At 33.4% G+C, this 21,532-nt stretch carries 16 protein-coding genes, 1 tRNA gene and 2 pseudogenes; 8 read left to right on the forward strand and 11 right to left on the reverse strand.

Annotation, left to right across the window (positions count from 1 at the left end; all coding sequences use genetic code 11):
* Positions 1–7 precede the first annotated feature (7 nt).
* On the forward strand, positions 8–802 hold the full coding sequence (locus O970_RS02765) for an ABC transporter permease subunit (RefSeq protein WP_051318584.1): 795 nt from the start codon (positions 8–10) through the stop codon (positions 800–802).
* A gap of 977 nt (positions 803–1,779) precedes the next feature.
* Here the strand turns inward: O970_RS02765 and O970_RS02770 are convergent.
* A complete protein-coding gene (locus O970_RS02770) occupies positions 1,780–3,150 on the reverse strand; it encodes an APC family permease (protein WP_105291830.1) in 1,371 nt (456 codons plus the stop codon).
* Between the two features lie 347 nt (positions 3,151–3,497).
* Positions 3,498–5,216: an amidohydrolase gene (locus tag O970_RS02775; RefSeq protein ID WP_024495660.1), complete on the reverse strand. Its 1,719-nt coding sequence runs from the start codon at positions 5,214–5,216 to the stop codon at positions 3,498–3,500.
* 450 nt (positions 5,217–5,666) lie between these two features.
* Between O970_RS02775 and matP the strand changes: the two genes are divergently transcribed.
* The 3 genes from matP (at position 5,667) to corA (ending at position 10,450) form a co-directional block, all read left to right on the forward strand.
* Positions 5,667–6,134, forward strand: a complete 468-nt coding sequence (matP, locus tag O970_RS02780; protein WP_024495661.1) for a macrodomain Ter protein MatP — start codon at positions 5,667–5,669, stop codon at positions 6,132–6,134.
* Positions 6,135–6,213: 79 nt separating this feature from the next.
* A complete protein-coding gene (topA, locus tag O970_RS02785; protein ID WP_024495662.1) occupies positions 6,214–8,823 on the forward strand; it encodes a type I DNA topoisomerase in 2,610 nt (869 codons plus the stop codon).
* A 682-nt stretch (positions 8,824–9,505) separates the two neighbouring features.
* Positions 9,506–10,450: a magnesium/cobalt transporter CorA gene (gene corA / locus O970_RS02790; protein WP_024495663.1), complete on the forward strand. Its 945-nt coding sequence runs from the start codon at positions 9,506–9,508 to the stop codon at positions 10,448–10,450.
* Between the two features lie 538 nt (positions 10,451–10,988).
* Here the strand turns inward: corA and O970_RS10255 are convergent.
* From O970_RS10255 to O970_RS02815, 7 genes and pseudogenes are all read right to left on the reverse strand, one after another.
* A pseudogene (locus O970_RS10255) lies at positions 10,989–11,993 on the reverse strand (phage integrase).
* A 208-nt stretch (positions 11,994–12,201) separates the two neighbouring features.
* Complete coding sequence (locus O970_RS02800; protein ID WP_024495664.1) at positions 12,202–12,960, reverse strand: DUF6414 family protein; 759 nt, start codon at positions 12,958–12,960, stop codon at positions 12,202–12,204.
* Positions 12,923–13,099 (reverse strand): hypothetical protein, encoded by a 177-nt coding sequence (locus O970_RS09815; RefSeq protein WP_166667069.1) that lies wholly within the window; start codon positions 13,097–13,099, stop codon positions 12,923–12,925. Before O970_RS09815 ends, O970_RS02800 begins: the two co-directional genes overlap by 38 nt.
* Before the next feature lie 89 nt (positions 13,100–13,188).
* Positions 13,189–13,296, reverse strand: a pseudogene (locus O970_RS10260) (site-specific integrase); the annotation flags it as partial.
* 9 nt (positions 13,297–13,305) lie between these two features.
* Positions 13,306–14,259 (reverse strand): hypothetical protein, encoded by a 954-nt coding sequence (locus tag O970_RS02805; protein ID WP_024495665.1) that lies wholly within the window; start codon positions 14,257–14,259, stop codon positions 13,306–13,308.
* 220 nt (positions 14,260–14,479) lie between these two features.
* Positions 14,480–14,743 (reverse strand): WYL domain-containing protein, encoded by a 264-nt coding sequence (locus O970_RS02810; RefSeq protein WP_024495666.1) that lies wholly within the window; start codon positions 14,741–14,743, stop codon positions 14,480–14,482.
* 26 nt (positions 14,744–14,769) lie between these two features.
* Positions 14,770–15,141: a helix-turn-helix transcriptional regulator gene (locus O970_RS02815; protein ID WP_024495667.1), complete on the reverse strand. Its 372-nt coding sequence runs from the start codon at positions 15,139–15,141 to the stop codon at positions 14,770–14,772.
* Between the two features lie 154 nt (positions 15,142–15,295).
* Between O970_RS02815 and O970_RS09820 the strand changes: the two genes are divergently transcribed.
* Entirely contained in the window at positions 15,296–15,460 is a 165-nt protein-coding gene (locus O970_RS09820; protein WP_166667070.1) for a hypothetical protein, read from the forward strand.
* Between the two features lie 262 nt (positions 15,461–15,722).
* Positions 15,723–15,995, forward strand: coding sequence for a hypothetical protein (locus O970_RS02820; RefSeq protein ID WP_024495668.1), 273 nt, complete (start codon positions 15,723–15,725; stop codon positions 15,993–15,995).
* A 664-nt stretch (positions 15,996–16,659) separates the two neighbouring features.
* On the opposite strand, the gene O970_RS02830 is transcribed toward O970_RS02820, so the two are convergent.
* A tRNA-Cys gene (locus tag O970_RS02830) sits at positions 16,660–16,733 on the reverse strand.
* A gap of 329 nt (positions 16,734–17,062) precedes the next feature.
* On the opposite strand from O970_RS02830, the gene O970_RS02835 reads away from it, so the two are divergent.
* Positions 17,063–17,347, forward strand: a complete 285-nt coding sequence (locus tag O970_RS02835; protein WP_024495669.1) for a PAAR domain-containing protein — start codon at positions 17,063–17,065, stop codon at positions 17,345–17,347.
* Between the two features lie 497 nt (positions 17,348–17,844).
* Here the strand turns inward: O970_RS02835 and msrA are convergent, their stop codons facing one another.
* On the reverse strand, positions 17,845–18,378 hold the full coding sequence (gene msrA / locus O970_RS02840; RefSeq protein ID WP_024495670.1) for a peptide-methionine (S)-S-oxide reductase MsrA: 534 nt from the start codon (positions 18,376–18,378) through the stop codon (positions 17,845–17,847).
* A 1,974-nt stretch (positions 18,379–20,352) separates the two neighbouring features.
* Between msrA and O970_RS02845 the strand changes: the two genes are divergently transcribed.
* Positions 20,353–21,336, forward strand: a complete 984-nt coding sequence (locus O970_RS02845) for an AEC family transporter (RefSeq protein WP_024495671.1) — start codon at positions 20,353–20,355, stop codon at positions 21,334–21,336.
* Positions 21,337–21,532: the final 196 nt, after the last annotated feature.

Genomic DNA, 21,532 nt, shown 5'->3' on the forward strand with positions numbered 1-21,532 from the left:
TATTTTAATGATAGCACTTTCATTTTTGTATATCCCTATGTTAATGCTTGTTATCTACTCATTTAACAGTTCAAGATTAGTCACCGTATGGGCTGGATTTTCAACTAAATGGTATTATGAATTATTAAATAATAGTGCTTTGATTAAAGCAGTATTATTAAGTCTAAGCATTGCCATAGCGTCAGCAACATGTGCAATCGTATTGGGGACATTAGCGTCATTAGCTATTGTTCGTTTTCGCCGTTTTAAAGGCTCAAATCTCTTTTCCTTTATGACAACTGCACCTTTAGTTATGCCAGATGTCATTACTGGATTAGCCTTACTTTTACTCTTTGTTGCTATGGGACAAACATTAGGTTGGCCTAAAGATCGTGGTGCTATTACTATATGGCTTGCTCACACCACATTTTGTGCTGCTTACGTTGCTGTTGTTATTAGCGCAAGATTACGTGAATTGGATAAATCTCTTGAAGAGGCGGCGATGGATTTAGGGGCTAATCCATTAAAAGTTTTCTTTATTATCACTATTCCAATGATTGCCCCAGCCTTAGTATCGGGTTGGTTATTAGCATTTACGTTATCATTAGATGATTTAGTTATTGCTAGTTTTGTGGCAGGACCAGGCGCAACGACCTTACCAATGCTTATTTTCTCTAAAGTACGCTTAGGGGTGGATCCACAGATTAATGCGTTAGCCACCATTATTTTATTAATTGTTGGTATTATTGGCTTTATTTCTTGGTTATTGATTAGAAGAAAAGAGAGACGACAGTTACAATATATGCGTCGAGTTAAGCAATAAATCAACAATCGATTTTTATAAAAAACCGAATTAGACATTCGGTTTTTTTATTATTTCTTATAGTAAATTTGTAGCTTATGTAATGAATATTTCACTTAGCATTGGCACACAATGTGGGTCAGGATTACTTAATAGTTTCTTTTTGGCGCTTTGCTGCTAGTTTATTGTTATTTTTTACTTTTTCTCAATTAATTGGTTAACTATTTTAAGTACGTTTAACCAAAATTTTTTACAACAGAGTTGATAAGCAAATACGCGTTATAATGGGTATTACGTGAACTATTTATTAGAGCAAAGGTTTCTTGTGTTAATTGTGCTAGTTCATTGTATTGATAAAGAAAGTGTTAGTGAATTAATGAGTTAGCTAGAGGATTATAACTGTAGACAACGATCTGATTTAGGATTGACTAATTTCATTCGGTCGCTACATAAGTCAATAACATAACTTTTCTTAATCTTTATCGTCTTATATAGATTGATTTGCATAGACCATTATTCTTAATATTTTGTATTATTACTTGTTAATGAGCAGATAAAGTTACAATGTCGATAGGTTAAGGTTTATTCCACTATTTTTTAAGTAGTAGTTAATTTATACCATCAGAAAAGCTGATTACTATACCAATATAAAATACTTTCAATGAAAACAAGTCTGATTTTCAACTGTTAGAAGTTATTCTATGCTATTGATATATGAAATTTTGTTGCTGTACGTGGTTTTTATCAAATTACGTTTTAATTCACAATAAACGGAATAACACATTTTTATCATTTTATATTTTATTTGATTTTTTGGGTATTAGTGTTGGAAAGAAAATGTTAACGCTATATTAGCATCGATTATACTAACAATTGTAGCGTATGATGGGTAACCTATTAAATATTATATGATTAGTTTGATTAAATAAATATAATAAAAAACTACCACAAATCCATTATTGAACTTGTGGTAGATAAAGGGTAAGCTTAATGCACTATTAATTAATGATATTTTTTAATTCATCATCACTCATAGATGGCACTTTTTTGGTAAATAAACGGGTTAAAAATAACAGATAGCAAAAACCAATAATTAACCAAACAAGACCAATCGTCATGGCCATTTTATCAAGACTGGTCCATAACCATATTGATAAGATAACACCTATTGTTGGCAATAAACCATATTTAAAGATATTAGCTGCGGTATAATTGTTGCGGTTAATTAAGTAACTCTTAATCACACATAAATTAACAAAAGTAAAAGCAACCAGCGCGCCAAAGCTTATCATCGAGACCACCAAACTTAGTGGTAGGACTAAGGATAATGATGAAAAAATAGCAACAAATAAAATGGCTAAGTGAGGCGTATGAAAACGTTTATGAACCCGATAAAAGATTTTTCTTGGTAAAACGCCTTCACGTCCCATGGCAAATAAAATTCTTGAAATACTTGTTTGAGCTGTCATGGCAGAAGCAAAAACCCCTGTTAAATAAGCAGCTAAAAAGAAACTTGAAAGAAAATTTCCGCTAATAAGTTTGAGTTGACTTACTTCACCAACATGATGAACAACATCAAGACTTGCTGTATCTTCTTTACCCACAAAGGTTTGCCAATGAGGAAAGGCAATATGAGCCGCATAAGATACGATTAAGAAAATACTGCCAGCAATAACCACTGTCCATAAAATTGCTCTAGGTAATGTTTTTGTTGCATTATTGGACTCTTCAGCTAATGTGGCAATTGCATCAAAACCTAAGAATGCTAAACATAAAACGGCCGCGCCAGATAGTAATCCACCAATATCACCTTGATGGAATAATAATGGTTTGATTAAATTTTCAGGACTTAAATCGGCACCAGAAAAAGCTAAAATAATGAATAACACAATAAAGATTAATTGTAAAACAATTAACGTAAAGTTGACCGAGTTAATCAATTTTATGCCTAGATAATTTAAAATACTTACCCCAGAAAGGGAGGCAAGGATAAAGACCCATGCAGGAATAAATTCAAAGCACTCATGTAGATAAAGCCCTAGCACAATATAATTTAAAATTGGTAAGAATAAATAATCAAGCGTTTGTGCCCAACCAACTAGAAATCCCATTTGCCCACCAAACGTATGTTGTACATAAGAATATGCAGAACCCGAAAGGGGGAGCAAATTGGTCATACGACAATAGCTTAAAGCGGTAAAAAATATCATAACAAGGGTAATAACGTAAGCAATAGGCAGATGACCTTGACTCAACGTGGTTACTTGTCCGTACGTAGTGAAAATTCCTAGGGGAACCATATAAGCAAGACCGAAGGCAACAAGTGCTGGGGTGGTCAAAACACGTTTCATTTTTATTGCGGACATGATTAATTTTGCTCTCCTTAGTCCAAAATGACAATAAAAAACGACTAACAGAGTTTATCGTTACAGTTATCAGCCAAAAAAGCGGCAGCGAATTGTCCCATAATTGGGTAATTATGCAAGTTTTTTTAACATTTTATTTAAATGTAGCTTAAATTTTATTAAAAATGGTGAATAAAAAGTTAAATTTGCTAATTTATGACAAAAAATAGTCTAATCAAACAACACGGCTTAACGTAAATATAATATTACAGTGTTTAAGCGCATTATGATGATTTTAGGTGTTTGATTAACTTATTTGCTATTAAATAAAAATTCCTGCTTTTACACAGGAATTTTTGTAATAGTTACTGTTACTCTGAACGACTAAAGACACATTTACCGCCAACGACTGTTGACAATACCGTGACATGCTCAATTTGTTCAGCGTTAATTAGGAATGGATTGCGGTCAAGAATAATGACATCGGCAAATTTACCGACTTCAATAGACCCAATTGAATCCTCACAACCTACCGCATAGGCGGCATCAATCGTCGCTGCTCGTAATACTTCAGTTATCGTTAAATTACGATCAGTATTTAGTCTTGGCGAATTAGCGCTAATCTGACGTGTCATCGCAACTTTAAAATCATACCATTCATTTAATGGATCAATAGGCCAATCACTACCAAACGCAACTTTAGCCCCAGCATCAATAAATTTAGCAATTGGCTCTAGTTCAGCAAAACGCTGCTCGCCAATAATTTTTTTATCATCATCCATTAACTCTTGGGTCATTCCTGCCCATTGGAATGAGAGTGAGGCAATAGTCTTTAATTCAGCAAAACGCTTATATTGATGTGGAGCAGCTAATTCATTATGTACTAAAGCGGGACGGATATCTTTATCCCCTAAATGATTACGCATCGTTTCAATTGCATTGAGTGAGACCTCTATCGCACCTTCGGCAACAGTATGCATATGTGGATGGAAGCCTTCTTGACTGACCGCGGTCACTAATCCTGTTAATACTTCATTTGGATAATAAAGATCACCATACCGATCTGAAGCAACCCAATTAGGTTGTTCTTCTGTTCCTCTATTTTCTAAGTAAGGACTGAGCAATGAGGCAGTCATGATTGGCATATGCAATACACCATCAATAAAGAATTTTGTATGCTTGATTGCAATACCCGGTTTTGGTTGCCAAGTGGTATCAGTATATTTTTGTGCAAAAGCTTTCATTGCCGCTACTGCATTTGGGATAGCGTCTAATGTTGGTGCATCATCAGGGGTAATTTCGCGTGCACCTAATACGCGCATGGTTAATTTATCTTGTTGGCTTAGCTCACTAAAGGCGTCAAATTGGATATTAAGTGCTCGCGCATCCATTACAGTAGTAACACCTTGACGATTTAATACTTTCTGAACATTTTCAGCGATGACTACCGCTTGTTGATGATTAATACCAGGTATGCTATCAAAAGCTCGCATTGCTGGCGCATCTTCTAGTATGCCATTTAATGAACCATCGGCATTACGACCTATTTTACCGTCAGTGGGCTCTGGTGTATTATGATCAAGACCAAATAGTTCAAGTGCCCGGCTATTCGCCACTAAAGTATGACAGTCATTGGAGAATAAAATAACTGGACGGCAAGTACGTAAGCTATCTAAATCAGAACGTGTAATATCTGTACCACTTGGTATCATACCTTGTCTTAACCATGCTCTGACTTGCAACCAATCGTTTTCGCCAATAAACATATCTTTATCCAAATGATTTTGTACACGTTCTAGCGTTTGTTCAATAGTTAGACTTTCATAATTGAGGTGACAACCCGATAATTGTAGTCCGCCCCAGAATGGGTGCAAATGCGAATCAATAATTCCTGGTATCATCGCTTTACCTTGCAAATCCGTTATTAATGTATTTTGATTCACGTATTGCTGGATTTCTTGAGTATTACCGGTGGCAATGATATAACCATCAGCGATTGCTATCGCTTCACACACGGTATCACTAGTGTTTGCAGTATAAATATAACCATTAATAAAAACGGAATCTGCGTAGGTATGATTAAAACTCAATGTGGTGTTCCTTCTATAGAAAATATAAGTAACTATTATGTAATAATAGCCGATCATTATCCTGAATTATGTTAGCAAAAGATAGCAGATTTCTACGTTCTGGCAAGTAAAAACTATGATCAATTTACTTTGCTATTTAGTTATTAATTAGTGAGTTATCTGAAAAAGGAGTAGTTATAGCTGTAACACATTGATATGGTAAGAAGCTATTATTGGTTGATTTTAACGCCTATTAATACTATTACTATAAAAAGGTCATATATTTATGAATATGATTTGGGCTAATAAACTAATAAAGTAACGGTAAAATGTTTTTTAGCCAAGATTGAACAGCGATAAAACTAATTGCTTATTATTTATTTTATTAAATTTTTTTTACGGTAAAAGCATTGTGTTTATTTTTAAATCATGTTTAAAATGCAGTCCATGTTACAACGTCACTACAAAATTATGAAATATCAGCAATTAGAAAATCTGGAATGTGGATGGAAGTGGGCTTATTTAGTAAAAAAGCATCGAGAAGGTGAAACCATCACACGTCATCTAGATCGTGCCGCTGCTGAAGAGGCTGTTTCAGAATTAATGGCGTTGCAAAGTCATCCTGTTGATGTCCTTGACTGGATTAATAAACATATGAATGATAGTTTGAATAATCGTTTAAAACAGACTATTAGAGCTAGACGTAAAAGATATTTTAATGCTGAACAGCAACACTTACGAAAAAAGTCAATTGATCTTGAGTTTTTAGTATGGCAACGTTTAGCTAATTTAGCTAAACGACGCGAAATTACTTTATCTGAAACGATCATACAATTATTAGAAGATGCCGAACAAAAAGAACAATATGCAAATCAAATGACAACATTGGAAGAAGATCTAGAATCACAGCCTTTTATTTCTGAGCAACAGATTAATTAACGTAGTAACGAATTACATAATGGGATAAATCAATTAATCATATTAGCTGATTAAATTTAACAAGATTATAGGTATAGATATGGGTAAATCCCTTGTTATTGTCGAATCACCAGCGAAAGCGAAAACAATTAATAAGTATCTAGGTAAAGAATTTATTGTTAAATCTAGTGTGGGTCATATACGCGATCTACCCGTTAGTGGTAGTAAACGAACAACACTTGCAAAGGATACTGAAGATAAAAAAGTCAAAGCCAAAGTTAAACGGACACCTCAACAGGTGTTAGTTGATCGTATGGGGGTCGATCCCTATCATGATTGGCAAGCCAATTATGAAATTTTACCAGGCAAAGAACGGGTAGTGGCAGAACTGCAAAAGTTGGCTAAAGATGCCGATGCTATTTACCTAGCAACCGACCTTGATAGAGAAGGGGAGGCCATCGCTTGGCATTTAAAAGAGGTGATTGGCGGTAATGATGACAAATATCGGCGGGTTGTGTTTAATGAAATAACCAAAACCGCTATTCAAAATGCGTTTCATTCGCCAGCTAAATTAGATATTGAACGGGTAAATGCGCAGCAAGCTAGACGCTTTATGGATCGAGTGGTCGGCTTTATGCTATCACCGCTGCTATGGAAAAAAGTTGCTAGAGGCTTATCAGCAGGTCGTGTACAATCCGTTGCTGTGCGATTAGTTGTCGAACGCGAACGCGAGATTCGTGCATTTATTCCAGAGGAGTTTTGGGAGTTGCATGCTGATTTGTTAACCGCAAATCAAGCAAAATTACCAATGCAGGTCACCCATTTTAAGGATGAGGCGTATAAACCGAAAAATAAGCAAGACATCGATTTAGCGTTGACTTTACTCGAAAATAAAGCTTATAAGGTTATTGATCGAGAATTTAAACCGACTAAAAGCCGTGCTTCTGCGCCATTTATCACCTCGACATTACAACAAGCGGCAAGTACTCGACTTGGTTATGGTGTGAAAAAAACCATGATGTTAGCGCAACGTCTTTATGAAGCTGGTTATATTACTTATATGCGTACCGATTCGACTAATTTAAGTCAAGATGCACTTACTATGGCGCGAAGTTATATTGGTGAGCAATTTGGAGAGCGATATTTACCTAAGACAGCTAATTTATATTCCAGTAAACAAAACTCCCAAGAAGCACATGAAGCAATTCGCCCATCAGATGTTAACTTACTTTCAGAGCAAATTAGCGATATTGAACCAGATGCAAAAAAATTATATCAACTGATCTGGCAACAGTTTGTTGCTTGCCAAATGACGGAAGCTGAATATGATTTAACAACGATAACGGTGCAAGCAGGAGAATTTAAACTTAAAGCAAAAGGTAGAGTTTTACGTTTTGATGGATGGACAAAAGTTCAACCCGCTTTAAGAAAAAATGATGAAAACAATATACTACCGATGGTAGCGATCGATGAACAATTAACGTTAGCCGCGCTATTGCCAAGTCAGCATTTTACAAAACCACCAGCCCGTTTTAATGAAGCGTCATTAGTAAAAGAGCTTGAAAAACGCGGTATCGGGCGTCCATCGACGTATGCTACGATTATCTCGACCATCCAAGATCGTGGTTATGTAAGATTAGAAAATCGTCGATTTTATGCTGAAAAAATTGGTGAAATTGTTACAGACAGATTAACAGAAAATTTTGTTGATTTAATGAGTTATGACTTTACAGCTCGTATGGAAGATGAACTTGACGAAATTGCCAATAAAGAAGTTCAATGGAAAACCGTTCTCGATCAATTCTTCGGTGACTTTTCGGCACATCTTGAATCAGCTGAAAAAGATCCACAGATCGGTGGAATGCGATTAAATCCATTAGTCATCACCCCAGAAATTACCTGTCCTAACTGCCTGCGTCCAATGGGAATTAAAACTGCCAGTTCCGGTGTCTTTTTAGCTTGTACTGGATATACGTTACCACCAAAAGAGCGGTGTAAACAGACTATCAATTTAATTCCTGAACATGAGGCACTAAATATTTTAGAAGATGCTGATTCAGCCGAAACCGAGGCGTTACGTGCTCGTCATCGTTGTAAAATTTGCCATACTGCTATGGACAGTTATATCCTCGACAGTCAACGTAAGTTACATATCTGTGGTAACAATCCGATTTGTGAAGGTTTCGAAATTGAAGAAGGTCAATTTAAAGTTAAAGGTTACGAGGGCCCAATCATTGAATGTGATAAATGCGGATCAGACATGCATCTAAAATCGGGGCGTTTTGGTATTTACATGGGATGCACTAATCCAGATTGTAAAAATACGCGTAAAATTTTAAAAAATGGCGAAGTGGCACCGCCTAAAGAAGATCCAATTGAATTACCCGAACTTAAATGTAGTAAATCTGATGCCTACTTTGTGTTACGTGATGGCGCGTCGGGTATTTTTCTTGCAGCAAACACCTTTCCAAAATCTAGAGAAACTAGAGCGCCGTTGGTTGAAGAGTTGATAAGATTTAAAGATCGTTTGCCAGAAAAATTTATTTACCTTACACAGGCACCTACTGAAGATCCTGATGGCAATAAAACGATAGTCCGTTTTAGCCGTAAGAATAAAGTACAATATATTGGCTCAGAGCTAAATGGGAAAACAACAGGTTGGATGTTACATTATGTTGATGGAAAATGGGTAAACGTTAAGAATACTTAATTTAGTTAACAGCGTTTTTAATTATCGGTAGAACGTTATTTAGAGTAACTATCTACCGATTATAACGTACAACAGCACATAGTCTTTAAAAATGGAAGTAATATTGTTTTTAAGCAATAAGGTTTTAAAGGTGTTATCGGTTTAAATTATGATTAAATTTAATAAATAAGATATTTTTCTAATCAAATGATTATACATTCTATATATACATATTTTTTCAGCTAAATAATTATTAATAGACTTTAAGTCAGTTTGATCTTATCAATACGTTATATTTGCTCATCAATTAAATTCTTTAATTATCAGAGATAAGACATTATCTCCATAAAGAAAAATTTTATCATAATGTACCGATTTTTCTCGATATTAACCATATCGTTATTGTTGAGGTTTTTCATCAATAGTAGCCAAAATCGTTGATGTCAGCATGTAGCGCGTCATCCCTCTAAATATATCAGTATGATTAAAACAAGTTAATATTGATTTTTCTGGTATCATGCTATACATTGGCGTCAACATAAGAAGAATAAGAGATTTTTTAATTAATCATAAGATTAGTTAATTGAGTTAACAGTAAAATATTTCCCATTTGTTGATAAGGATGGTCAACCAGCTTAGATAATGCAGAGGGATGTATACTGCATGGCTGATCAAATACGGAAAAGTAAGTAAAGGTGGTTATATGCTTAATGCATTTGAATTAAAAGATAAATATTTATTACGTTTAGGTAAAGACGATAGCCTAAAAAATGCTAAGTGGATCGATCTTATTGAGCCTGAAGCGCAAGAGCGGCAACGCGTACTCGATGATTTAGGACAAAATTTAGCCGACAGTGTGGAACTTGACGATATTGAAGCTTCAGCCCGTTTTTTCGAAGATAAAGATGGTTTACATATACACTCATTTTTCTTTTACGAAGATGCCGATGATCACGCGGGTAACTCGACAGTAGCATTTACTATTCGTGATAATCGACTTTATACGTTACGTGAAAGAGAACTACCAGCTTTCCGTTTATACCGTATGCGTTCACGAAATCAAGAACTGCATGATGGCAATGCCTATGAAGTGTTACTCGATCTTTTTGAAACTAAAGTTGAACAATTGGCGGATGAAATTGAAAATATTTATAGCCAGTTAGAGGCGTTGGGACGTGTAGTTATGAAAGGTACGGTAAAAGATGGATTTGATGAACCGATTTCAACGTTAGCTGAATTTGAAGATATCGGCTGGAAAGTTCGTCTCTGTTTAATGGATAGTCAGCGTGCACTCAATTATTTAGTAAGACGTGCCAAAATGCCAGCTGAACAACTTGAGCAAGCAAGAGAAGTCATTCGTGATATTGAATCATTGATTCCTCATAACGAGTCTCTCTTTCAAAAAGTTAACTTTTTAATGCAAGCGGCGATGGGTTTCATGGATATTGAGCAAAATCGTATTATCAAAATATTCTCGGTAATGTCAGTGGTATTTTTACCGCCAACGGTAGTTGCTTCTGCCTATGGGATGAACTTCGATTTCATGCCAGAAACACATTGGGAATATGGCTATCCTTTTGCTATTTTATTTATGATTGCCGCGGGGATTGCACCATATCTTTATTTTAAAAAGAAAAAATGGTTATAAGCCGAAGAATAAAAGGACATTAAGGGTGGGTATAATTTTATGCCCATTTTTTACTTAAAATATTATTAATTCACTAAAGCAATTTATTATACCTTTCATTTATTGTTACTGATATTAGGTAATAGTTATCTCAGATTATTAATGGTATTAACCTTTATAGCGTTTAATTAGTTTTATCTCATAAGGTAGATATAACATATAGCAGAAAATAATAAATCCTATCTGGTTATTTCAACTCGTCATGTAAAGTGTTGTTACTTGTGCTATAGAATAGGGTTACTAGTTCAATAATAGCGAAGAATGTGTTATGGGCAAGCGCCTTGTCAATAATTTTAATGATATAATTGATTCTATGGACAAGTGATGAGGTAAGTAAATGGAGGCGCGTCCCGGAATCGAACCGAGGTCTACGGATTTGCAATCCTTAACTTATATATTTAAAAACAATAACTTACAAATAAATCAATATTTTACAATGTCAATAAAGGTCTTTAATAGTCAATAAGGGGCAACTCCGCTGCCATTTTACCGCCATTTTTTAGCGTTTAATTAGTGGGTTTAATATAGCCGCTTCTTCCAAGTGATCGGGTGCAAAGTGAGCATAACGCATTGTCACTTTAATATCAGTATGCCCTAATATTTTTTGTAGTACCAGTATATTGCCGCCGTTCATCATAAAATGGCTGGCGAATGTGTGGCGTAGTACGTGCGTTAATTGGCCGTCTGGTAATTCAATACCGCACTTTTCAATCATTTTACGAAAGTATTTATCACTAATAGTGCATTTAAACAGCTTGCCCTTGGTTCTGGGTAATTCATTTAATAGCTCTTGCGTTATCGGCACTGAACGATTACGTCGCCCTTTTGTTTTAATAAATGTTATTCGGCTGTCTTTTATTTATGATGCGGTTAGATCACATATTTCAGACCAGCGAGCCCCAGTTGATAGCCCGATTTTTACTTTTAACAGCAATTCATTATCGGTACTTAATGCAGATTCAGCGAGTACAGCATCGATCTGCTCGGCTGTAAAGTACGCCATTTCTTGTTCTGTTGTTTTGAATTGCTTTATATTTTCTAACGGATTTGGCTTGTCCCATTCTCCCAGCCGTTTTAATTCATTAAATACAGAACGCAAATAAACAAGCTCTAGGTTCAATGTCCTTTTTGATACTACTTGTTTAGATTTTACTCTGTAAATTTCACCGCTTAATCGCTTTTGCCTATAATTTGTAAAATCTTTTGTAGTGAAGTTATCGGCAAGCGGATCCCCTAGGCTTTCACAAATAAAATCCAGTATCCGCTTTTCTCTTTCTCCGTCTGCTAGTGTTTTTCCATGTGATAAATACCACGTATTCACTAAATCCGACAAACGCCTCCAATCCTGCTTTTCAGCAATCCAAGGCTTGGTTGTTGCTTGTTCTTCGATATAGTGTTCATAAGCAAGCGCTTCGCCTTTTGTTGCAAATGTTTTGCGAATGCGTCGACCGCCATCTAAATATTTTTCAAATAGCCATTTATTGTTTTTTTTGTTTTCTGACAGACATGCATAATACTCGTAATCAAATTTATATAAATGATGATTTAGTGTTATACAGCTAGGTTAGTTGATTTGTTTGATGTGATTAGAAGGCCCTGCCATAACTGCTCTTTGCTCAATTAAGCACGTGAATCCGAGATTAGAGGACAGGGTACAATTGCACATAATACTAATACAAATTGCGATCTATGTCTAGCTGTGACGACTTAATTTAGCCGATTTGTCTAAATATCATTAAAGGCGTAATACCAAAATTTTCGCGATGTTTCCCTACCATTGCTTTAAATTGATTGGATATGTCGCCTAAGCCAGCTATATGCTCCCTGTTTTCAACAAAACTCCTATTCACTTCACCTGGTAATGAATCTAATATTCCAATAACAGACCAAACCCCTTCTAAACTATTCCCGTATTTCAATAGAAGTTCACTAGAAGGCATAAGTAGGTTATGATCGGGTAATGTCATCCATGCCCTGTTTTCATTTTCATCTTTAAACGTGAATTGAACTGTTGCGGGAATAACTTTGATAAAACCAGCTATTTCTTTCCAGTATTTCTCTTTTTTAAGCACACCCAAAGCACCAGACTTAATTAGCTGTTGAAATGTGGATATATCAAAAATCTCAACCAAGCCGGTAAACAAAATGATATCGCCGACTTTCGATTTATTGATATTTTTATTTATTCTTTGTTGTTCGCTTAATTTATGCAGTAGTCTCAAGTGAACAGATAAGGCTGTATCAAAAGATTGCTCTGTTGATTCCGTGTTTGAGTTATCTCTATTTTTTTCAAAACCAATGACCGTATTAAGAGCAGCTTTACTTTCGGATGTTTCTTGTTGCTCGTATCTGTTTTTGATTTGAGTAATAATCCCATTAGATTCAATTTGAGCTAAAAGGATTTTTGATTTGTGAGTGTCTATATAGATAAAATCATAAAGTGAATCGGTGAGTTGTTCCGAACGCTCCATTTTTTTTAACCTCTTCAAACTTTTTGCGTTTTTGTTCTAAACGCTTTTCTGTTTCTTCAATGTCCTTTGTGACAGAAATAAATAAATCTAAAGCTTCCTTGTTTAAGTTTGCTTTATTTAATGTATTTTTCTTCGTCATTTTGGACTCCATTGTAAGAGGATAAAAAATAGTACTTGACTACTATAAAACAAATCACTCTTAGCTGCAATATGCTTGTTTTAAATTTAATACGCCAACACCTCGCCTTTTGTTGCGAATGTTTTACGAATGCGTCGATCGCCCACTAAATATTTTTCAAACAGCCATTTGCCGTCACTTTTTTTTCTTACTGTCATTATTAATCACTAATTGGATTCTTTGGCTTTACAAATGTTTTTTAACCATTCATCAAGCTTAATTTTTTTACCATCTTCTAATTGAATCATTGTTGTTATTTTATTAACTGGTATCATTAACTCTTTATTATTAGATGTTACATTTACCTTTAAATATTCTTCGTTGCTATTGCTTTTGTAATATTCTCTAACTGTAAACAAATCTCTTATCGTTTCGCCTGATATACGGTGCGAAAAAGTTACTTGTTGCGGTGGTTCAAATACTAACATAAGGCGAGGTTTATATAATTCATCTCTTACAAAGTTTGCAAACCCAAACATTTCACTAAGATCTATTTTTAACACTTTTCTGCATAAATCTATAAATTCGTATCGTGTTGATCCTATAAGTATCATCGTTTCTAGCTCTCTTTCGTCTGTAACGATTTTTGTGCCTTTTTCTGGATCCGTTAATGTTATATAAAATCGCCCATCCTTATTTAAGGTTAGTTTTGTAATGACACCCTCTAGCCTTTGTTTATTATCATAAATTCTAAATGAAGCGGGCTTAGTTTCTCCCTCCCAGATAACCGCCACGCCGTCTATCATTTTATAATTCATGCTTTCAAAATTTTGCTCTTTGTATTTTTCTTCCTCTATAATTTTAAGACGCTCTGTTCTCTCTAATGCTTTTTGCTGTCTATGCTCTTCTAATTTTTGGTTGATTTTCGCAAAAAAGGAAGTTTTCTCTGCTGGATTTGTTTCAATGGGTTGGGTATTTTGTTGTTGTGGGTTATTTCTTGTTTTAACTGCTTTAATAATCCATAAAACAAAAGATACAGGTATGGCAAGAATGGAGGAAAAACCTACAAAAGCAACTAATGCATAAGGTTGGCCATCACTTTTGTGTGGCATCATCGCACAAACAATAAAAATAAAAAAACTAGCAAAAAATACATGTTCAATAGCAATTCTTTTTTTCATGTTATTTATATTCCTATATTTTATTGAAAGTTATTATTTTCTTGGGTTCTTTATGTCACAATTTTGAGCTTCTTCTAAAAACAATTTGAAAGCATTATCTAAACTCTTAAATGTTCTTGTTTCCATTCTTAGGCTGCCAACTCCGAAGGGTCTAGATTTTGATGTTGATGTATAAAAAACAACTGATGGCTTGCTTTTGGGTTTGCCATTTTTATAAGAATCATATAAACAAATAAACTTTATTTGTTTGCTTTTCATCAATATCAAATTTGATTATTTCATTATTTTTGTCGAGTATTTCAATTTTGCTTATACTGAATGACTTTACCCGATTTTGTTCAGTATCTACTGCTTTGAGTGCGTCGTCTTCAGTGCTTCGAGGTATGATCGTTCTTATTCCGCCCGGTTTTGATCCGCCATGATAAATAATATTAAGTACTTCACCTGATTCAATTGCCTTTAATAAATACTCTGAAATTGTCATCCTCTTTCCTTTTTTTATTCTGTAAATTAAATTTGGTTCTTAAAAATACTACCCTTCAATAGTTGATACTCATCATCAGTAATAGCACCGTTATTTTTTAGTGCCGCAATTCGTTCTAGTTTTTCCAATGCATCGCTTGATAGTTCAATTGATTTTTTTTCTGTTTTAATGCCGTCAATGTTTGGTTCGCCCTCGCCGGTGCAAAGCCATAATAGATTAGCTCCCGTATCTAATGCGCACTGTATTATGTATTCTGCTGGAGTGGTATTTCTTACCACTCTATTAGAGAGAACGCTAATGCCAACACCAAAATACTCACATAATGCTTTCATTGTTTTTAATCTATAAGCGCTAACCATTCTATCTATTATGTTTTTAGCACTATCAAACTGAACCATGTTAACTCCCTAAAATACCGAAAAGAAAAATAAAACCCATAAGGTATTGACACAAACCTTAAAGGTTATCATTATAAAAAATACCTATTAGGTTATTTTGAGTGTCAATAAAGGTTAATAAAGGTCAATAAATTTAAAAAGGACATAATGCACTATGAGCGAACCAATTTCAATCACTTTAAAATTCGGTCCTTGGGTAACTATCGAACGTTATGCTGAAATCTCAGGGCTGCCTATCGAAACAGTTAAAAAATATGTCAAAAAAGGGGAGCTTCCAGTCAAAAAGAAACCTGTTTCAGAAAAAGCCAGTCGTACTTGAACACTAATTAATATGTTTGATATCTCAGCAGGTGCAGCATCGGAAAGTAAAGCCAGAATCAATTTAATTTTTGAGGGTTAAATAATGGCGTTGTCATTCTATTTAAAAAAATCAGTGCAGCAAATAACGCCGATCGACATCCAAATCAACATGCACAACCCAAAGGGCTGGGTTGAAAAGTCGAACGGTAAAGTGATTAAGTTGAACAAAAAAGAAGTGCGAGGCTAGGCGCACTCAATCCTAGCCATTGCAGGGGGGTTACATGAACACAATGCAAAATAATCAAACCATTGAACCACGCAGCCTATTGCGTGATTTTCACCAAATATTAAGTAATAAGCGCAGCTTAGCCAGATCGGCTTTTAACAATTTAAAGCCGGGCCAAAAACGTTTACTGCTAATCGCCTCTGGCATCGAACTACGCACCTCGGCAATTTATGCAAATTATAACATTACTTGGCAAACGCAATATGACAATCTGACAGATAACCAACCAATGCCAGCGAAACTACTGGCGTTAAAATGGACGCAATAAATCTACATAAAAAATACTCACCAGTAATCGCAAAATAATAAATGTTGTGGCCGCACTGTGGACTTTTTTATAGTGAACCTTTATATAACTTTATTGCTTCCTCGATAATTGCTCCTTGTGTCTTTCCAGTTGTTTTGCTTAGTTCTGCAATCATCTCTATAGCTTCAATCGATAACTTAAAAATAAATAATCAGGTACAAAATCGATCGGGTGACCCAAGGCGTGCTACACCGCACCCGCCTACAGGGTTTTTGCATGAAATTTTTTTCAGTTGGATTTTATTACAAAGCAAAGCCTGAATGCTTATTGATAAAAGGATCTTAAAGGATCGTATAAAAATGAAATAAATGAAATACTTTCCAGTATTTTACAGTTTTTATCTTATAAAGAAGAACGGAGTAAATAAGTAATATTATGATAAATAATAATATTTTTATTTTTGGTAAGCAATGATATTTTTTATCTAAACTCCAAGTAATTTAAAATCCTATAAAAATCAATTCATTATAAAATAATAAAACTGAAATTTATGAACAATTCTAAATTAAAGAGCTAAAGGCGTTTAATTTTTATATGGCGCCATTTCTTTAAAACTTCGACCGCCATTTTACCGCCACTTGTTGTTATCTACTTAAGAAATTGTTAGGTAAGTCATTGATTTTAATGGAGGCGCGTCCCGGAATCGAACCGAGGTCTACGGATTTGCAATCCGCTGCATAACCACTCTGCTAACGCGCCTTAACATAAGACGAAGATTATTCTAATCGCATTTTTTCTCTGTTTCAAGTTATAAAGCTAAAATTTAGTTTAATTGATGAATTTCCATGCGATTCAAATTAAGGTGTAGTCAATAATAAGGTAGGCGCTTCTCTCTTATTTAAGTAAATTAATATCAGCCATATTGAATGTTATCTTATTTTATCTTTATTATTTCATCTTTAAGTAGCTAAAAAATAAGTTGATCAATAGTGTAATCTAATACATAATTTTGCCATATAAAATATGGTTTAGGTTATTTTGATATAAATCTTTTTTCTAACTAGAATTAATGTATTGGATAATAAATAATGACAAAAAGAATAGCAGTTTTAGGTGATAAAACAACGACTGGTGGCGTTATCATTTCAGCATCAGGCAGCTCTTTTGATGGGCAGTATCCTATCGCTTTACTTGGTGATAAAGTTATTTGCCCTAAATGTGATAAAGGTCAAGGTGTTATTATCGAGTGCGCTAAAAGTTTTATTATAGATGGTAAAGGTGCTGCTTACGATAATTGTCTTGTTAGCTGTGGGTGTCCAATGGGGCGTAATCGTATTATTGCAACTAAAGGCATGATGTTTTTAGATGGGTAATAGTGAATTATAGATAAAGCAAATTATAATATATAGGTTTATGTTGCTTATTTAAATAGACTTATTTTAAATTAGATTATGCTATTTTTCCCTCTTTCATGACGTAGACTAAATTAAAACAGAAAAGGATCTATCGGTTATTTAAGCAAATATAAAATATTTTTTCTTCTTTGTTGGTAATGATAATACATCATATTTATTCGATATTTTTATAACTATTATATTAGCAAATATAAGAGGATTTAATATAACGATTTTTTCTATACTTGGTCATCATATAACTATCCTGATTGTATAATTTAATTTCTTTATAATAGAATCGCTATCTTGTTATTTATTAAACGAAGTAGGAAACAGTAATAAATAATAGGTAATCTTACTTGTTTCCTAGAGCATGGTAATTAAAAATAAAACATTGCATAGAGATACTTATGATTAATCAATAACTAATAGTTCTCATCTATGATATAGTTTATATATAATTATTCTATATCTTGCTATTTTTTATTCTGCCAATATGTTGAAATGAAATTATCTCGTCCCGATGCCTTACGGTATTTCTCGTAATGTTCCGGCTGTTTTTGATAGAAATTTTGATGGTAATCCTCTGCGGGATAGAATGTTTTAGCCGGTTCGATTGAAACCGCAATCGGTTGAGTAAATCGTCCACTTTTTTCTAATTTTAATTTAGATTCAATAGCTTGTTTTTTTTGTGTTTCACTATGATAAAAAATGGCAGGTCGATAAGAATCGCCACGATCAACGAACTGTCCTTGACTATCTGTTGGATCAATTTGTTGCCAAAAAATATCAAGTAGTTCATTGTAACTGATTATGTCGGGATTAAAACTAATTTCAACTGCTTCGGCATGACCAGTATCACCTGCACATACCTGTTGATAAGTTGGGTTTATCACATGCCCGCCCGTATAACCCGAAGTAACCCTTATGACACCAGAATATTGATCAAATGGTTTGATCATACACCAGAAACACCCACCTGCAAATGTTGCTTTTTCAACCTGACTCATTATTTATTTACTCCTAACATTAATGACATTTAAACTCAGTTTTTAAAAATTGCAATTAAAGATAACTATATCTATTTAAAAAGTGTTAAATCCACACGTAGTAATATGATGAAATAAGATTACTCACGGTTTCAATAAGTAATGATTAAATTGGTAATAAGCGTCTTGTTTTAATTTATCACGGCTAATTATCAATATTAAAGTAACATAAAATTACACGATTTGTTGTAAATAAAAACAGTTTGTATTATTAAATCTTTATCATTTTTTATGACTATTTCTATTGGCAAATGGAGATAGCGTTTTTATTTAGATAAAGACAATTAAAATAAACGGAAATCGTGGTCATTTCACGGTAATGTTGGCTATCATCCTATGGAATCCATTGAATCAATTAATCATCGACGATGTATCCAATAAAATTACCGATTATTAGTATATTAATTTATCTGGTTAGTTAAAACCAATAAGTTTAACCATATAAGTTAGTTATAAGTGTCCTATTATAAAGAGGATAAGCTTATATAGGAGAGAGATGTTACAGGGAATGTCTTATAAATATGGTATAGAAGATGCTAATTCAATTGGTTTATTAACTAAAGTCGTTTTAATTCTGTTTTACTGAGACACTATGACTATAGTAAATTAGATAACATGAATAAGATTCGTCAATAATTAAATATGGATACCGTATTCATTTAACGTCATATTTATAAGTAATAAGGATCAATGATCAGTATCATTGATATCGCAGATTGGTTATTATAAACAGCGTATAATAACCTTGATATATATTGTAACAATTATCGATACCCTAAGACATGATTTTGGTTGCCTGTCAGATTTATTAGGTGATATAAATTAATAAAAATGACGTTTTATAAAGTAGATCCTAAGGGAAATTACAACCAATATCGAATAAAAAGATATTTAAAGGCATTGTCTATCAACGGGTTGATTATAGCTAGAATACAAGCTTATTGTTATAGAGATATTGTTAGATATTTTTGCTTGTCATCAATGGTTGTTTATTTAAGATAATCATTTCAATATTGATTTAATTAACTTTAATGTATTAGTCGAAGATATTATTAATAATTTTTATATTAGACTATAAAAAAATATTTGGACCAATTAATTGATCAACATTATCTAGTTCAAATTTAATAAGTGATTCTATTCAGAAAATTTCATGGCTTTGCATGAGTTAGCGTAAATACATTTTTGTAAAAAAATCATCTAAATTGATTGATCTTATTTTAACTCAAAGTTTAGTTAATTCTAAAGTTAAGCTATTTAGTATGATGTTGAGTTTAATGGATTATCTTGTGAGATAATTTTAGTAACATGCTGTTTTTATTGAATAAATCAAAATAACATGATATGATTTTTTAAAACGAAATATTCAAAGACGCTGATTAATGCAATATATCGTCTATATACGAATCTAATCTGGTCATTACTCATTATTATGAAATTAGTGTTATCTGATAAATAGAAATTATCGATTAATGTATCCGTCTTTTTATCGATAGCAGCAGCCAAATCATCCCTATATAAGTTTTTACTATAATTTAATTGTCAGTATTTATCTGACAGCATTATTTTTTATATAGAGATAAAATAGTATGTTTAATTTAAATCATTCATTACTTTTAATGAATATTTATTTATCAATATCATAAACATAGCATGTTTTGACTAACTTGGAATGGATAATAATGAGATATAATAATGATTAAGACAGGATACTTGATAAATGTAACAATGTATTCACTTAAGCACATTATGTGCTAAATAATGTTCATTTATATTAAGTTTCAGCAAATAAAAGTGTAATTTTATACTTAATAGAGTATATTCAAGCTTGCGAATGGATTATTTTAGATCGGTCCATAAATATAATTTTAAACCCAAGTTACCGACCAATTATTAATGAATTTTAAGTAGTATTATTTTAGGAGTTTTAAAAAAATGAATCTAATTTGGTCTGCAATTGGGCAAGTCGTCAGCTCTTGTCTTCCAGTCTTTTTATTAATTTTTCTGGGCTGGTTATGTGTACAACGTGGGATATTTACAAAAGATTCTAAGAAATTATTATCTGGATTAGTATCAAACTTTGTATTCCCTGCATTGCTTTTTGTTCATACTTCCCACGCAAAACCATCAGAAATATTTAATGGTATCTGGATGTTTGCATTTTTCTGCACTATGTCATTTTTGTGGATAATTTGTTTTTTAGTCAATAAATACATTTTGCATAAAGATTTGAAATCAACTGCTATGAATTCAATGTTATGTTGTTTTCCTAATATGGGGGGAATGGGAGTACCATTCTTAACGTTGATGTTAGGTGCTTCTTCTACTATTTCGGTTGCGATCGCTAACTTTGTTGTAGCTTTATCATTGATTCCGATGACTATTTTCTTATTGGAGTTATGCGATACTAAAATGTCGGGCGGTAAAGTAACGGGTGAGATGATATTTAGTGCGGTAAAAAATTCACTCATGAAACCGATGTTTTTAGCGGTTATTTTAGGTTTGATTGTCAGTACTACTGATGGTAAAACTTGGTTACCACACTTTATATTTAATACCTTTGATATTATGTCCAATGCATGTAACTTTATCTCGCTTATTGCCGTTGGGGTAGGTATTTATGGTGTTAAGTTGAATTTATCTAAACCATTGGTTGTTAATATTATCCTAAAAAGTTTCCTGACTCCCGTTGTCGCTCTTATTGCGGTACATCTATTCGGTATCACTGGTATGGAAGCGGAAGAGTTAGTCTTTCTGTTAGCAATGCCAACTGCTTCAACGGCAGTTATTTTGGCTTATAACTGGAATGTGGAGCAAGAACAAGCCTCAAGTATTTTCTTTGTTTCAACGGTTTTATCTATATTTATTTTGCCAACTTTATTACTTGTCATGAAGTTTACTATTCCTGGCGTACTATAGATAACTAATTAATATGCAACTCTCATTTAGCACTTAGCTAAATGAGAGTAAGCTTCTCCATAATAACGCTAATATAACCGTTAAATAGAACTCACCTTCAATGATGTTTCTTTAAGTAATATTATATTTTATCACATCCATTATTTGATTATTTTTATGTTCATCACATAAATAAAATCAGGATATTTTTACTTTT

This window comes from Candidatus Schmidhempelia bombi str. Bimp (genome assembly GCF_000471645.3).
GTDB classification, from domain to species: domain Bacteria; phylum Pseudomonadota; class Gammaproteobacteria; order Enterobacterales; family Orbaceae; genus Utexia; species Utexia bombi.